This is a genomic window from Gordonia sp. CNJ-863, assembly GCF_001942325.1.
Taxonomy (GTDB): Bacteria; Actinomycetota; Actinomycetes; order Mycobacteriales; family Mycobacteriaceae; genus Gordonia; species Gordonia alkanivorans.
On sequence record NZ_MKKG01000044.1, the window covers coordinates 161,283 to 176,352 of the forward strand.

14 protein-coding genes and 1 pseudogene are annotated in these 15,070 nt (G+C 64.2%); 5 read left to right on the plus strand and 10 right to left on the minus strand.

What is annotated here, in order from left to right; all coding sequences use genetic code 11:
* The first annotated feature begins 1 nt into the window (after position 1).
* Complete coding sequence (locus tag BJF87_RS19115) at positions 2 to 823, plus strand: ABC transporter permease (RefSeq protein WP_085948631.1); 822 nt, start codon at positions 2 to 4, stop codon at positions 821 to 823.
* A complete protein-coding gene (locus BJF87_RS19120; RefSeq protein ID WP_035753723.1) occupies positions 820 to 1,914 on the plus strand; it encodes a sulfate/molybdate ABC transporter ATP-binding protein in 1,095 nt (364 codons plus the stop codon). The genes BJF87_RS19115 and BJF87_RS19120 overlap by 4 nt, the downstream gene beginning before the upstream one ends.
* 215 nt (positions 1,915 to 2,129) lie before the next feature.
* Here the strand turns inward: BJF87_RS19120 and BJF87_RS19125 are convergent, their stop codons facing one another.
* From BJF87_RS19125 to BJF87_RS19135, 3 genes are all read right to left on the minus strand, one after another.
* Positions 2,130 to 2,651, minus strand: coding sequence for a hypothetical protein (locus tag BJF87_RS19125; RefSeq protein ID WP_006357959.1), 522 nt, complete (start codon positions 2,649 to 2,651; stop codon positions 2,130 to 2,132).
* A gap of 152 nt (positions 2,652 to 2,803) precedes the next feature.
* Positions 2,804 to 3,970, minus strand: a complete 1,167-nt coding sequence (locus BJF87_RS19130) for a hypothetical protein (RefSeq protein WP_262339052.1) — start codon at positions 3,968 to 3,970, stop codon at positions 2,804 to 2,806.
* Positions 3,971 to 4,021: 51 nt separating this feature from the next.
* A complete protein-coding gene (locus BJF87_RS19135; RefSeq protein WP_230461857.1) occupies positions 4,022 to 4,342 on the minus strand; it encodes a hypothetical protein in 321 nt (106 codons plus the stop codon).
* Positions 4,343 to 4,624: 282 nt separating this feature from the next.
* On the opposite strand from BJF87_RS19135, the pseudogene BJF87_RS19140 reads away from it, so the two are divergent.
* Positions 4,625 to 5,566 (plus strand): annotated as a pseudogene (locus tag BJF87_RS19140) (sulfate/molybdate ABC transporter ATP-binding protein); the annotation flags it as partial.
* A 1,087-nt stretch (positions 5,567 to 6,653) separates the two neighbouring features.
* On the opposite strand, the gene BJF87_RS26925 reads toward BJF87_RS19140, so the two are convergent.
* The 7 genes from BJF87_RS26925 to BJF87_RS19165 all read right to left on the minus strand — a co-directional run bounded on the left by BJF87_RS26925 (position 6,654) and on the right by BJF87_RS19165 (position 11,392).
* Positions 6,654 to 6,782, minus strand: coding sequence for a hypothetical protein (locus BJF87_RS26925; RefSeq protein WP_262339053.1), 129 nt, complete (start codon positions 6,780 to 6,782; stop codon positions 6,654 to 6,656).
* On the minus strand, positions 6,749 to 7,273 hold the full coding sequence (locus BJF87_RS19145; RefSeq protein WP_006357055.1) for a hypothetical protein: 525 nt from the start codon (positions 7,271 to 7,273) through the stop codon (positions 6,749 to 6,751). The genes BJF87_RS26925 and BJF87_RS19145 overlap by 34 nt, the downstream gene beginning before the upstream one ends.
* Positions 7,274 to 7,504: 231 nt before the next feature.
* Positions 7,505 to 8,314, minus strand: a complete 810-nt coding sequence (locus BJF87_RS19150; protein WP_006357056.1) for a hypothetical protein — start codon at positions 8,312 to 8,314, stop codon at positions 7,505 to 7,507.
* Positions 8,315 to 8,332: 18 nt separating this feature from the next.
* A complete protein-coding gene (locus BJF87_RS26930; RefSeq protein ID WP_230461855.1) occupies positions 8,333 to 8,623 on the minus strand; it encodes a hypothetical protein in 291 nt (96 codons plus the stop codon).
* Between the two features lie 50 nt (positions 8,624 to 8,673).
* Positions 8,674 to 9,069: a hypothetical protein gene (locus BJF87_RS19155; protein WP_006357058.1), complete on the minus strand. Its 396-nt coding sequence runs from the start codon at positions 9,067 to 9,069 to the stop codon at positions 8,674 to 8,676.
* Between the two features lie 159 nt (positions 9,070 to 9,228).
* Positions 9,229 to 10,167: an adenylate/guanylate cyclase domain-containing protein gene (locus tag BJF87_RS19160; protein WP_006357059.1), complete on the minus strand. Its 939-nt coding sequence runs from the start codon at positions 10,165 to 10,167 to the stop codon at positions 9,229 to 9,231.
* A 55-nt stretch (positions 10,168 to 10,222) separates the two neighbouring features.
* Positions 10,223 to 11,392, minus strand: coding sequence for a TetR/AcrR family transcriptional regulator (locus BJF87_RS19165; protein ID WP_139319553.1), 1,170 nt, complete (start codon positions 11,390 to 11,392; stop codon positions 10,223 to 10,225).
* A gap of 129 nt (positions 11,393 to 11,521) precedes the next feature.
* Here BJF87_RS19165 and BJF87_RS19170 point away from each other — a divergent pair, with 129 nt between their 5' ends.
* Complete coding sequence (locus BJF87_RS19170; protein WP_006357061.1) at positions 11,522 to 12,733, plus strand: acetyl-CoA C-acetyltransferase; 1,212 nt, start codon at positions 11,522 to 11,524, stop codon at positions 12,731 to 12,733.
* A gap of 28 nt (positions 12,734 to 12,761) precedes the next feature.
* A complete protein-coding gene (locus BJF87_RS19175) occupies positions 12,762 to 14,963 on the plus strand; it encodes a 3-hydroxyacyl-CoA dehydrogenase NAD-binding domain-containing protein (protein WP_006357062.1) in 2,202 nt (733 codons plus the stop codon).
* The last annotated feature ends 107 nt before the right edge of the window (positions 14,964 to 15,070 follow it).

The following is a 15,070-nucleotide window of genomic DNA, read 5'->3' on the forward strand; positions in this document are numbered from 1 at the left end:
GATGCGCCGTCCCGGTCGCGTCCCTCGTGATCCCACCGGATTGCCGCTGTGGACATACAGTTTCGCCGCACTCGGTGTCGCGCTGATCGTCGTGCCGCCACTGGCTTTGCTGCTCCGGTCGCCGTGGGGCGGTTTCATCGAGCAGGTGACATCCCCGTCTTCGGTTGACGCGCTGCGGCTCTCGCTGATCACGGCCTCGCTCAGCACCGTCTTGTGTCTGATCATGGGAGTGCCGATGGCGGTGATCTTCGCGCGCCACGACGGCCCGTTCGTCCGTGTGCTGCGCTCACTGGTGTTGCTCCCACTCGTGCTCCCCCCGGTGGTCGGGGGCCTCGCGTTGTTGTACACCTTCGGGCGCCTCGGGATCGTCGGAGAACATCTGCACGACGCCGGTATCGATATCGCGTTCACCACGACCGCCGTCGTGCTGGCGCAGACCTTCGTCGCGCTGCCGTTCCTGGTGATCAGCGTCGAAGGTGCTGTGCGCGTGGTGGGTACGCGGTACGAGGAAGTCGCGGCGACTCTGGGTGCCGGACCGACCCGCACGTTGTGGAGGGTCACCCTGCCGCTGGTGGCGCCGTCGCTGCTCGCCGGTGTGGTCCTGGCGTTCGCGCGGGCGCTCGGCGAGTTCGGGGCGACGATCACCTTCGCGGGCAACGCTCCCGGTGTCACCCAGACGGCACCGCTGGCGATCTACGTGTCGGCGATCGACGACCCGCAGGCCGCGATCCCGTTGTCGCTTGTCCTGGTGGCGATCTCGCTGGTGGTCGTGGTGGGTGTGCACAGCCGACGACGACGCCGGACCGGGGCAGGTGTTCTGTGAGTGGCGAGGACCTGTTGGTGTCCATCGACCAGGCGGTGCCCCCGCTGACTGTGGAACACCGATTCACCGCAGGCCGTACGACTGCCGTCGTCGGACCGAATGGCGCGGGGAAGTCGACGATGCTGCGGGTGATCGCGGGACTACTGCGGGGGGACCGGGGATCGCGTATCAGTCTGGGCGATGAGGTGTTTCGTGACGATCGGGTGTTCGTGCCGCCGCATCGTCGGGGTGTGGCGCTGCTATCGCAGGATGCGCGGCTCTTTCCTCATCTGACGGTTGCGGAGAACGTGGCTTTCGCGCCGTCGGCGCAGCGGTTGACGCGTGCCGAGGTGGCGGAAAGGGTGACGCGGTGGCTGGCGGCCGTCGAGGTCGAGGAGTTGGCGGACCGGAAGCCCGACGAGCTGTCCGGTGGTCAGGCACAGCGGGTCGCCATCGCTCGGGCGATGGCCGCCGAACCACGGGTACTGCTGTTGGATGAGCCGTTTCGTGCGCTGGATGTCGATGTGGCGAGTCGATTGCGGGCCCTGTTGCGCGGTCTGCTCGCCGATCACGGCCGCACCACGATCATGGTCACCCATGACCCGGTCGACGCCCTCGGGCTTGCGGAGGACATCGTCGTGCTGGAACAGGGGAGGGTCGTCGAATCCGGCTCTACAAGACAGGTTCTGACCAACCCGGGGGCGAGGTTCACCGCATCGCTGTCGGGGTTGAATCTGTTCATGGGGCAGATCGGTGAGGACTCGACGGTCGTCGAGGAGTCAGGTAGTCAGGTGGTCGGGTCGGTCGGGGAGGACGTGCCCGTTGGTGGTCTAGGTGCAGGAACGCCGGCCGCGGCGACGTTCTCACCTCGTGCCGTCGCCGTGTATCTCGAAGAGCCGCACGGCAGTCCGCGAACGACGCTGCGCGCCATCGTCCGCGACGTGGTGCCCCGCGGTGATCATGCGGTGGTGAACACCGACGTCGGCGATCAGGTCGTGTCCGCCGAGGTCACCTGGGCGGCTGTTGCCGATCTGGGGTTGGTCGCCGGGCTCGACGTCGTGCTCGTGGTCAAGGCGAGCGAGGTACGCATCAGTGCGGTTGCCGAGCGGTGACTGCCGAACCTCAACTCGACTACGCGACTTCGATCGAAGTCTGGAAGTCGAGTTGACGTCTGCCGGATGCGGGCTGACAGGAGGTCTTACCGACTACGCGGTGAAGTACGCCAACATGAGGCCGGCAAGGAAGGCCAGTGCTGGATAGGTGAGCAACATCGAGACCACGCCAGTGAAGTAGGTACTCGGCTTTGTCCACCGATTGTCTTCTGCGTTCAATTGATTCGGGTCGTTCTGGTTTGCCATTGCTCTTCCATCTCGATGATTTCTCGTTCTACGTCGCCCCACGCTGCGACAGTCGTCGTTGCCGTGTAGATGGCCAGCGCAGATCCGAAGTCAGCCATCTGGTAAGACAATTGAGTCCGCCGGACCCGTAGATCGATTCCGCCAGACGTGTACTCCGCATCGTCAACACAACGGTACCCGTCGTCGAGTACTTGGTGCCCAAGTATCTCAGCGCCATCGAGAGGCGTGAAGTCCAGTGTCGTGTCAAGGCTTCCGAGGGGAATGGGCGGGACCTCGCCGAAACTGAAGTACTGGAGCACGACGTTCGCGACGAAAGGGGGTGTCGGCTCCTCGGCGCGGAGTAGTACCCGACTTGCGGAAGCCTGATGCGCGGCTTCTGGATCCATGTCGTACCAGAAAACTGAAGGTATGAATTCGAGTTCGGCTGTCACAGCGTGCAGCTTGGCCGTAGCGCCATAGTTGACGATTGCGTACTCGATCGCAGAGATCACTTCTCGACACCTACGAGGCGAGGAAATCGCCAAAGAAAAGCCCGGCGATGAATGCAACCCCTGTGGGAGCGCAAACCAAGGCATTCTTCAGCCAATCGGTTACGGCGACTCCGTTGTCGAGGGGAAGGCGGTTCGAACTGTGCCTCGGCCTGTCAGTACGACGTCTGTTCATCTGGTTTCCCCGTCCTATCAATCCATAATTGCTTGAACGCTGTCAGCGCCGGCCATACTGCCGATGGCAGCGCCGATGCCCGCCCCGATCGCGGTCCCAACTGGCCCGAAGAACGTTCCGACGACTGCCCCTGCGGCAGCGCCGCCGATCGCACCCCCAGCCGCAGATCCTGCGGTGACTGCCACGCGTCGCCGAGGCTTTGGTCCCCGTCTCGGTACTTGCTGAACTCGTCCCATCCGGTGACAGCAACGCTGAGGACCTGGGAACCACGGAACAGTGCTCGCCCTAGCTTGTAATTCCGAGACACTTCTTCGGGGGTCAATCCGGACACTGAGCGAGAATGACGTGTCCCAGCGTATCGCTGCTTTTGGTCGAAGACCCACCCGATGTCCTGGCCTCGGCGCTCAATCGCGCCGAACGCCGCCGTCGCGGCAGCACTCTTCAGATCGATGTCGCCATAACCCATCGCGTTCAAGATGTACCTGGCCCGTGAGGGATCCATGCCGGCATGGTTGCCTTTCTTCAACTCGGCCAACTGCTCCGGCGTGACATCCATCATTCGTGTGAATCGGCCGAGTTGTTCAGGCGTGGCCGTGCCATCGCGTACCGCTTTGGCATCGCTTTCTGCGAGCGCGGCGTCGACGGCTCCTCGGTTCTTGCCAACGGAAGTGGGTGTGATGCCGCCGATCTCGCCGAGCGCACGACTGATCGCGTCCCGCGTCGCAGTCACCGTGTCATCAGCAGCAGTGGCGAGGCCTGACAGCGCGGACTGGTGCTCGAACGCTTCGCGGGCGTCGTACTCGGCACCATCCGGCGCACGGGCGGGATCGAAGTTGATCGCGTACCCACGGCTTCCGCGGTCGAGGATGTAGCCTCTGCTGTCGGCGAGTGCGGTCCGGCTTTCCAATGCGGTTATCGCGCTGCGAATGTTGGCGGCGCCGGTCTGCAGGACCTCTGCGAGGTCGCCGTATTCGTCGGCGGTGTTCCGGATCCATCGAGTGACGCCCTCGGCCCGGGTGTCGGCAGCGCCGCGCGCCTCCCCGTGCCATTGCCCGGACGTCAGATTCAGGACCGGATTGCCCGCCTTCGGTGCCTCGACCTCCAGATGGGCCTGCAGGCGAACGATGCCGAACGCTATCTGTGCCATGACCTCGGGCTCCCATGAGGCCACTTCGTCATAACTCGGAGGCATGAGTCTCTACTGCACCGACAACAGGACACTGAGCGGGACGACATGGTTCTTCTGGTCCCCTTGACGAGTGGGATAAGGTACTGCGTCCCGGATGCGGCCGGCGCTGTGACCGTCCGTCGCGACGGTGGTTTCCTTGGCGTCGACCACCAGTTCCGAGAACGCAGCCACTGCACCGGACGGGTTGGCAAGGGAGGTGGCGATGCGCTCGTCGGCAGTGGCCGCCACTACCGACATGTCAGCGGTCGCACCCTTGAAGGTGCCGGCCAGTTCGGCGAACGTCGACGACGTCCCCTCCAGGCCCGCATACGAGGACAGCTCGAGCGTCATCAGTCGCGACGCGCAGTTCGAGACGTGCGTCGCCGCGGTGTCGAGCGCTGATGGGTCAACAACCAAGTCCGACACAAATCCCCCCCTTTGATGTCGCAAACCACGATAGATGTGCGGTCGCCACCATAGTTCGGGAGGTCGCGGCCTTCGGATCTCTGTCCACAGGCGACCGGCGAACCTCAACTCGACACACAGACCTCGATCGAAGTCTGCCGGTCGAGCTGAAGTCTGCCGGTCAGTCGTTGAATGGCCCGTCGCGATGAGCTTCGCGGGGCTGATGCGGGGGACCGGGGATCGCGTATCAGTCTGGGCGATGAGGTGTTTCGTGACGATCGGGTGTTCGTGCCGCCGCATCGTCGGGGTGTGGCGCTGCTATCGCAGGATGCGCGGCTCTTTCCTCATCTGACGGTTGCGGAGAACGTGGCTTTCGCGCCGTCGGCGCAGCGGTTGACGCGTGCCGAGGTGGCGGAAAGGGTGACGCGGTGGCTGGCGGCCGTCGAGGTCGAGGAGTTGGCGGACCGGAAGCCCGACGAGCTGTCCGGTGGTCAGGCACAGCGGGTCGCCATCGCTCGGGCGATGGCCGCCGAACCACGGGTACTGCTGTTGGATGAGCCGTTTCGTGCGCTGGATGTCGATGTGGCGAGTCGATTGCGGGCCCTGTTGCGCGGTCTGCTCGCCGATCACGGCCGCACCACGATCATGGTCACCCATGACCCGGTCGACGCCCTCGGGCTTGCGGAGGACATCGTCGTGCTGGAACAGGGGAGGGTCGTCGAATCCGGCTCTACAAGACAGGTTCTGACCAACCCGGGGGCGAGGTTCACCGCATCGCTGTCGGGGTTGAATCTGTTCATGGGGCAGATCGGTGAGGACTCGACGGTCGTCGAGGAGTCAGGTAGTCAGGTGGTCGGGTCGGTCGGGGAGGACGTGCCCGTTGGTGGTCTAGGTGCAGGAACGCCGGCCGCGGCGACGTTCTCACCTCGTGCCGTCGCCGTGTATCTCGAAGAGCCGCACGGCAGTCCGCGAACGACGCTGCGCGCCATCGTCCGCGACGTGGTGCCCCGCGGTGATCATGCGGTGGTGAACACCGACGTCGGCGATCAGGTCGTGTCCGCCGAGGTCACCTGGGCGGCTGTTGCCGATCTGGGGTTGGTCGCCGGGCTCGACGTCGTGCTCGTGGTCAAGGCGAGCGAGGTACGCATCAGTGCGGTCGCCGAGCGGTGACTTGCAGACTGTAGGTCACGGACTCAGCATGGCGTCGCCGGTGCCGAATCTGAAGTTTGAAGGGCGATGTTTGCAGCGAACGGGGGCGGGGCCCTTCGGATCGACAGAGCACCGGCTCGCGCTAGCGCCATGCGCGACCTCGGCCGCCCAAGTCGTACAAAGCGGGTGGACCGAGGAAATCCTAGTCAGGAGTCGTAGCAACGAGTGTCGCGACACGTCCGACCTTCACGAGCGCGTACTCAAGCGCAGCAATCATCTTCGGTCAGTGATCTTTCCTGTCTAACCCCATGCGTTGATCCCTAGAAGAAGACCGAGGAAGAATGTAACCCCTGAAGGGGCGACGACAAGTTTGTTCATCAAATGTGTCTTCACAACAGTAGACGAGTGGGAATAACTCTCGGCCAACGATTGTCGGAGTTTGGCGGGACCGTTGTCCCGATGTCTTCCCGATTCGCGATTGCGCACTAGTCAAACCAATCCTTCACCATCTTGCCTAGGCTCGATCCGGCACTACGTCCCAGTGCTCGTCGGCAGTGGCCGCCACTACCGATATGCCAGCAGTCGAATCCTTGACGTTTCCGGCCAGTTCGCCGAACGGCGAAGACGTCCCATCCCACCCACATATGACTATAGGTAGGTGGCGAGGCCGATTCGTTTGATCATTGTCGATCATTTCGCGCCCATCCTCATATCGAAACGCCACATAAGAAGCCGAGCAACAGAGTGGCTGACGAAGGCAGACACTCCATGCAGATCTTCAGGTAGTCGCCGGCGCCAGCAATGGCTTCGGATCTGATGTCTGAGGCAGGTCGCCGGCGGCGCAGGGGATGTGGATCTCGATGCCTACTGCTTCGATGCTCTTTCATCTGTCAGCCAATCTCTTTCAGCCGACTGTCGTGGCTCTGAACCCAGGTAACTGCCGGTATGAACTCGGGGCGCGGATACTACGGCGAGTCGATCAAGAACCGCTGGAAGCGCTGTCCGTGCGGCCATACTGCCGATGGCATCGCATCCAGGTCGAACTCGATGAAAGCCACTTCATCGAGTCGATACGTCCCCGGCGAACCGCCGAGGGACGAGAGGTATGTCAAGACGACGCCAGGTAACCGAGCAGAATTCCGATGCAGAAGGTCAGGATCGGGTAGGTGATGAACATCGACAGTTTGCCGGTGAAGTAGGTGCTCAGCTGTCGCCATTTATTGTCGTCGTCAACCACTGGTCTTCCATTTCTCTGATCTCTGATTGGACTGTTTCCGCCGCCGACACGGTAGTCGTGGCAGTGAAAATTGTCAGGGCCGACTGCCCGGTTGGGGTCCGGTAGGCCAGTTGCGCGCGGCGAACGCGCAACTCAGTGTCCTGTGCGGTGTACACGCCGTCGTCTGTGCAGAAGTATCCGTCTCGGTCGACGGTGTGGCCGATGACCGTGGCATGCGGAAGAGCCGTGATATCGAGCGACGTATCGAGTACCGAGAGGCGAACCGGTTCGATGTCACCGAGAGTGAAGTACTGAACAACCACGTTCGACACGAACATTGCTGGCGGCATCTCTGCGCGTAATAACACGCGACTTGCCATCGCACCGTGCGCGGCGGAGGTCTCGAGGTCGTACCACGCTGGCGGCGGATTGAAAGTCAGCTCAGCCGACGTCGCCCGGAGTTCGGCCGTGGCCGCGAAGTTGGCGATTGCGTACTCGGGCGCCGCGATCACGAGTTTGCCGCCCCTTCACAGATCAGTTTGATATCGCACCTCCACACATCAGTCCTAAGAAGAAAGTGAGGCCGGACGGCAGGCACGCCAGGGGTGTCCAGAACATGAAACTGGTTGTACTGTCGGACAGGCTGGTGGACAGCCTTCGTCGCAGACTTTTGTCTTGAGACCGAGGTTTCCACGGCGGCAGAGATTTCGGGTCGCCGTCACCAGAGTCAGCATGTCGCGCCATCAATCGAACCAACCTTTCACGACTTTCATTGCGTCGGATCCGGCTTTGCTGCCGATGGCGGCTCCGATTCCGGCTCCGATTGCCGTGCCGACAGGACCGGCAAACGAGCCCACCACGGCGCCTGCTGCCGCCCCTCCGATCGCTCCGCCGCCGACCGCTCCGACCACGGCGGTAACAGCGTCGCCACCATCTTGCTCGTCGCGATCGTACTTGCTCCATTCGTCGTAAACCGTCACCCCCAACCCGAGGAAGAATGAGCCTTTGGCCATCGACTTGCCGAGAGAGTTCATGCGTGCGACGTCGTCTGGACCCATTCCCGCTTGACCGACTGACCGCCTCGTCCGGCGGTAGGCCTCGGCGATGTCCTCTCCTCGTCGCTGAATGGCGGAGATAGCCGCGGTCGCCGCTGGCCCGGATAGATCACCTTCGAGCCCGAGAGCGGTCTTGATGTACTCGATTCGGGACGGGTCCAGTCCACTCAGTCTGCCCGCTCTTAGGTCCTCCAACTGTTGCGGCGTCAGCGCCATCATGCGCTCGAAACGTCCGCGTTGTTCGGGGGTGGCCGTGCCATCGCGGACCGCTTTGGCATCGCTTTCCGCGAGGTTGGGGTCGATGAGTCCTCGGTTCGAGGCCACAGACGGTGGCGTTATGGCGCCGATCTCGCCGAGTGCGCCATTAATAGCATCCCGGGTCGCTGTCACGGTGTCGTCAGCCGCAGTTCCGAGGCGGATGAGAGCGGCGTGGTGCTCGTACGCAAGCCCGGCGTCGTACTCTGCACCTTCAGGCGCGCGCGCCTGATCGAAGTTCACTGTGTAGCTGCGGCTTCCTCAGTCGAGGATGTAACCATCCCCGTCTGCGAGGATGGTGCGGTTCTCGAGCGCGGTGATGGTGCCGCGGATGTCGGCTGCGCCCGTCCGCAGTGCGGCCGCGAGGTCGCCGTATTCGTCGGCGGTGTTCCTGATCCAGCTCGTGAGTCCAGCGGCGCGATTATCGGCCGGCGTTCTCGCCTCCCCGTGCCATTGCGCGCCTGTCAGATTCAGGACCGGGTTGCCTGCCTTCGGCGCTTCGACCTCCAGGTGTGCCTGGAGCCGAACAATGCCGAACGCGATTTGTGTCATGACCTCTGGTTTCCAAGAGGTCACCTCGCTATAACTCGGAGGCATGAGTTTTACTGCACCGACAACAGGATGCTGAGTGGGACGACGTGATTCTTCTGGTCACCCTGACGCGTGGGATACGGAACGGCGTCTCGGATATGACCGGCGCTCTGACCGTCCGTTGCCACGGTGGTCTCCTTGGCGTCGACCACCAGTTCGGAGAACGCGGCGACTGCGCCGGACAGGTTAGCCAGGGATGTGGCGATGTGCTCGTCTGCGGTGGCGGCCACCACTGACATGTCGGCGGTCGCGCCTTTGAAGTTGCCGGCCAGTTCGCTGAACGTCGAAGACGTCCCCTCCAAGCCCGCATACGAGGACAGCTCGAGCGCCATCAGTCGCGACGCGCAGTTCGAGACATCCGACGCTGCGGTGTCGAGCGCTGACGGGTCAACAACCAAGTCCGACACAAATCCCCCTTTTGATGCCGCAGACCACCATAGATGTTCGGTCGCCACCCTAGTTCGGCAGGTCGCGGCCTTCAGATCTATGTCCACAGCCCACCGGCGAACCTCAACTCGACCCCCAGACCTCGATCGAAATCTGCCGGTCGAGTTGAGGTTCGCCGGTCAGTCGTTGAGCGGCCCGTCGCGATGGGTTTCGAGCACGCGCGCCTTGAGGTGCTTGTATCCCCGGACTCGCAGGGAGGGCATCGATTTGAGGTAGAACCGGTCGTCGGCGCTGATCTCGTCGGCGATGGTGTCATCGATGAGAGTGGTGCCGGGCCGGGCCGAACTCGCCAGCCGGGAGGCGATATTGACGGGTTCGCCGAAGACGTCGCCGAGCCTGGTCAGTACCGGGCCGCGGGCGAGTCCGACGCGGAGCGGCGGGACGTGATCGTTCTCGGACAGTTCGTGGATTCGGATCGCTGCTGCCGCCGCGGCATGAGCATCCTCGAAGGTGAACATCACCGCGTCGCCGAGAGTCTTGACCACGCGACCGCCATGATCGACGACGACGTCGAAGGTGTCGTCCTCGAAAGACCCGAGAAGTGCTTCGAGGTCGGCCAGATCGATACGGCGCGAGAGGCTGGTGTACCCGACGATGTCGGCGAATCCGACGATCAGATCGAACTGTTCATCCGCGGAGTGATCGGCGTGGCGTTCCAGCGCCAGCGCCATGTGGCGTCGCCAGATGAGCTGCTGGACCTGGCCCAGCGCGGCACTCATCTGCTCGAGGGACCAGGGGATGTCGGGGTCGTCGGCGATCTCGCGAAGTTGGTCGGCCTCCCAGTCGGCCAGACGCGACATGGTCTGGCCGATCGCTCGTGCCATCGCGATCTGAGTCGACTCCGGCATCGCCGCCGACGACGCGGCGAACATGCGCAGCGCGGCGACGTCACTCTCGGTGGCGACCTTGTCGTTGGTCGAGCGTCGCACGAAACCGAAAGCATTCCAGGCCTTCTCGGCGAAATCCGATTCGATGCCGAGCTCGGCGATCAGTTCGTCGCGCGTGTAGCGGGGTTCGTTGGCATCGTCGGCGGTGAGGGAGGGGGCGTCTTCCGGCATGCAGAAAGTGTCTCGCACTGCCGGGCCGTTGGGGAGCGCAACGGCGCCAGGGCAGTCAGATCGCCAGCACGCCCTTCATCAGATAGGCCATTCGAGCGGCGAACTGCGGGCTCTGTGCTCCTCGGCGCATCCGCACGGCGTCGTTGACGACCGACAGCGCCGCGTGTACGGCGACCGCGCCCTGGTCGCGCTTGAGCGAAGGATCCACCTCGACGAGCAGATCGATCCACCGCGCGACGTAGCGCCGCTGGATGTCGAGGAGGTCGGTGGCGCCGGGTTGCCCGGCGAGCACGGACGAGTTGTTGAAGCTGACCGAGAGGTCGGGCGTGCTGGTGATGACGTCGACATAAGAGTCGACGAGTGCCGCCAGGAGCTTCGCCGGGTCGTCGGTTGCGCCGTACGCCGCCATCACTCCGGCGTCCAGGCGCGCGCCGCTGCGATAACCGATGGCTACCAGGATCGCCATCTTCGACGGAAAGTGTTTGTACACACTGGGTCCGGCGATTCCGACGGCCCGTCCGATCTCGTCGACGCCGACATCGGAGTAACCGCGGTCGGCGAACAGGGCGGCCGCGGCGTCGAGGATCTCGTCGCGACGCGACCGTGTGACACCGGATATCACCGGTGCGGTGTCGAGGGTCGGTGCGGTCGCCGGACTCAGGGTCAGCAGGCGTCGGACCAGCTTTTCGATCTCCTCCTGGGCGCGGGCGCTCGACATTCGCGTGTGATGGACGGTCAAACTGCCGCTGACACTCAGTATCGCCCACGCCAACTGGACCGCCTCGCGCTCGGTCAGGTCGTCGCGGTCGGTCAGGATCGCCGCCGCCCACTGCCCGATCACCTCACGGGTGCGGAGCGCGACCTGCTTGTTCTGCTCGACGGTCAGGTAGTTGCTCGTCCAGCGCCAGAGCGAGGCCGTCTGCGGACTCTCGACGGCAAGCGCGCACACGGTCGATATCAGCGTCACCGCGTCGTTGCCGTCGCGGAGGACGCGGTCGGTGCACGCTTCGAGGTCGTCGACACCGGCGAGGACAGCCGCGGCGAGGAGTGACTGCTTGTCGTCGAAATGCCGGTAGACCGACGGGGCGGTGACGCCCGCCGAACGGGCGATGTCGGCGACCGACACCCGCGCGTAGCCGCGCTGGACGAAGAGCGACGCCGCGGAGTCGACGAGCTGTCGTTTGCGGTCGGCGCCCTTGGTGCGGGTCGTCTTTCGGTCAGGCATGGTGAACAGACCATAGCGCACATTCGGCGGAGATCCAGACCGGCTGAGCACGGGGTATAGCCAAATAAGTGATTCCGCGTTAGCCTCGGTGAGTAACCAACTGGTGGTTCGTGTGAAAGGAACACTTTCGTGCCTGATCAAGCATTCATCTACGAGGCGATCCGCACGCCTCGTGGCAAGCAGCGCGGCGGTGCGCTGCACAGCGTCAAGCCGGTCGACCTGGTCTCGGGTCTGATCGACGAGGTTCTGGCCCGCCACGGCGGCCTCGATCCCGCCGACGTCAACGACGTCATCCTCGGTGTCGTCTCGCCGGTCGGCGAGCAGGGCGCGGTCATCGCACGTACCGCCGCCCTCAACAGCGGCCTCCCGGAGACCGTTCCGGGCACCCAGATCAACCGCTTCTGCGCCTCCGGCCTGGAAGCCACCAACCTCGCCGCGGCCAAGGTCGCCTCCGGCTTCGACGACCTGGTTCTCGCCGGTGGCGTCGAGTCGATGTCGCGCGTCCCGATGGGCAGCGACGGCGGCGCACTCTTCACCGACCCCGCCACCGCCTACGACCACTACATCGTCCCGCAGGGCATCGGCGCCGACCTGATCGCCACCATCGAGGGCTTCTCGCGCGAGGACGTCGACGCCTACGCCGCCGAGTCGCAGGCTCGCGCCGAGAAGGCTTGGACCAGTGGCTACTTCGCCAAGTCCGTCGTGCCCGTCAAGGACATCAACGGCGTCACCATCCTCGACCACGACGAGCACCGTCGTCCGGGTTCGACCGTCGAGAGCCTCGGCAAGCTGAAGGCCGCCTTCGCCGCCCTCGCCGACATGGCCGGCTTCGACGACGTCGCGCTGCAGAAGTACCCGAGCGTCGAGAAGATCAACCACGTCCACACCGGTGGCAACAGCTCCGGCATCGTCGACGGTTCGGGCCTCGTGCTCATCGGTAGCGAGGAGGCCGGCAAGCGCAACGGCCTGACCCCGCGCGGCCGCGTCGTCGCTTTCGCCGAGGTCGGCTCCGAGCCCACCATCATGCTGACCGGCCCCACGCCGGCCACCGAGCTGGCGCTGAAGAAGGCCGGCCTGACTGTCGACGACATCGACGTCTTCGAGCTGAACGAGGCCTTCGCCTCGGTCGTCATGAAGTGGATGAAGGATCTGAAGATCCCGCACGAGAAGGTCAACGTCAACGGTGGCGCCATCGCCATGGGGCACCCGCTCGGTGCGACCGGCGCGATGATCTACGGCACCTGCCTCGACGAGCTCGAGCGCACCGGCGGCCGCTACGGCCTGATCACCCTCTGCATCGGTGGCGGCATGGGCGTCGCGACCATCATCGAGCGTCTCTGACCTTCACAGAAAGAACTTCTGAAACACCATGAGTGACAACATGATCAACTGGGAGAAGGACGCCGACGGCGTCGTCATCCTCACCATGGACGACCCCAACCAGGGCGCCAACACGATGAACGCGCTGTACCAGGAGTCGATGGCAGCGACCGTCGACCGCCTGGAGGCGGAGAAGGACGACATCACCGGTGTCGTCCTGACCTCGGCGAAGAAGACCTTCTTCGCCGGCGGCGACCTCAAGGACATGACGAGCGACCGCTCGAACGTCTCCAAGGCCGAGATCGCCACCCAGATCACCGAGACCACCAACGCCATGAAGAAGGTGCTGCGTCGTCTCGAGACCCTGGGCAAGCCCGTCGTCGCGGCCATCAACGGTGCTGCACTCGGTGGCGGCCTGGAGATCGCGCTGCACACCCACTACCGCATCGCCGCGGACGTCAAGGGTGTCCAGATCGGTCTGCCCGAGGCCACCCTCGGTCTGCTCCCCGGTGGCGGCGGCGTCGTCCGTACCGTCCGCCTGCTCGGCATCCAGAACGCCCTCATGGGTGTTCTGCTCCAGGGCCAGCGCTTCAACCCGACCAAGGCCAAGGAGACCGGCCTGGTCAACGAGGTCGTCGGCTCCATCGAGGAACTGATCCCCGCCGCCAAGGCATGGATCAAGGAGAACCCCGAGGCCCAGCAGCCGTTCGACGTCAAGGGCTACAAGATCCCGGGCGGTGCTCCCACCAACCCGGCCTTCGCCGCGAACCTCCCGGCTCTGCCGGCCCTGCTGCGCAAGCAGATCAAGGGTGCCAACATGCCGGCTCCGCGCGCCATCCTGGCCGCAGCCGTCGAGGGTGCCTACGTCGACGTCGACACCGCCGACATCATCGAGACCCGCTACTTCGTCTCGCTGGTCACCGGCCAGGTCGCGCAGAACATGATCAAGGCGTTCTTCTTCGACCTGCAGCACATCAACGGTGGCGGCTCGCGCCCCGATGGCTACGACAAGTACACCGCCAAGAAGGTCGGCGTCATCGGCGCCGGCATGATGGGCGCGGCCATCGCGTACGTCTCGGCCAAGGCCGGCATCGAGGTCGTCCTCAAGGACATCGACCTCGAAGCTGCCAAGCGCGGCAAGGGTTACTCGGAGAAGCTCGAGGCGAAGGCTCTCGCCAAGGGCAAGACCACGCAGGAGAAGAGCGACGCGCTCCTCGCCCGCATCCACCCGACCGTCGACCCGCAGGACTTCAAGGGCGTCGACCTCGTCATCGAGGCCGCGTTCGAGTCGGTCGAGGTCAAGCACAAGGTGTTCCAGGAGATCGAGGACATCGTCGAGCCCGACGCCGTCTTGGGTTCCAACACCTCGACCCTGCCGATCACCATCCTCGCCGAGGGTGTGAAGCGGTCCGAGGACTTCATCGGTATCCACTTCTTCTCGCCGGTCGACAAGATGCCGCTGGTCGAGATCATCAAGGGTGAGAAGACCTCGGATGCCGTGCTGGCCAAGGTCATTGACTACACCCTGCAGATCCGCAAGACCCCGATCGTCGTCAACGACAGCCGTGGCTTCTTCACCAGCCGCGTCATCGGCACCTTCGTCAACGAGGCCATCGCGGCCGTCGGCGAGGGCGTCGAACCGGCGTTCATCGAGCACGCGGGCACCCAGGCCGGTTACCCGGCCGCGCCGCTGCAGCTCATGGACGAGCTGACCCTGACCCTGCCGCAGAAGATCCGCAAGGAGACCGAGGCAGCGCTCAAGGCCGAGGGCAAGGACGTCCCGCAGCACGGCTCGAACGCCGTCGTCGACTGGATGGTCGAGAACGGCCGCACCGCCAAGAAGGACGGCAAGGGCTTCTACGACTACGACGAGAACGGCAAGCGCACCCAGCTCTGGCCGGGCCTGCGTGAGCAGTTCAACTCGGGCTCCAAGGAGATCCCGCTCGAGGACATGAAGGAGCGTATGCTCTTCGCCGAGTCTCTCGAGACCGTCAAGTGCTTCGACGAGGGTGTGCTCACCTCCGTCGAGGACGCCAACATCGGCTCGATCTTCGGCATCGGCTTCCCGGCCTGGACCGGTGGTGTCATCCAGTACATCAACGGTTACGAGGGTGGCGTACCCGGCTTCGTCGCGCGTGCCAAGGAACTCGCCGCCAAGTACGGCAAGCACTTCGAGCCGCCGGCCTCGCTCGTCGAGAAGGCTGAGCAGGGTGTCACCAAGCTGACCAACGAGAACCTCGCTGCCAAGTAAGGCTCTCGCTGGGTGACCAGCAGACATCAAGAGCCCCGGCCGGATTCGTTCCGGTCGGGGTTCTTGCGTTCGCTCATTCATTCCGTTCCCGCTCACCCTTCAACGGT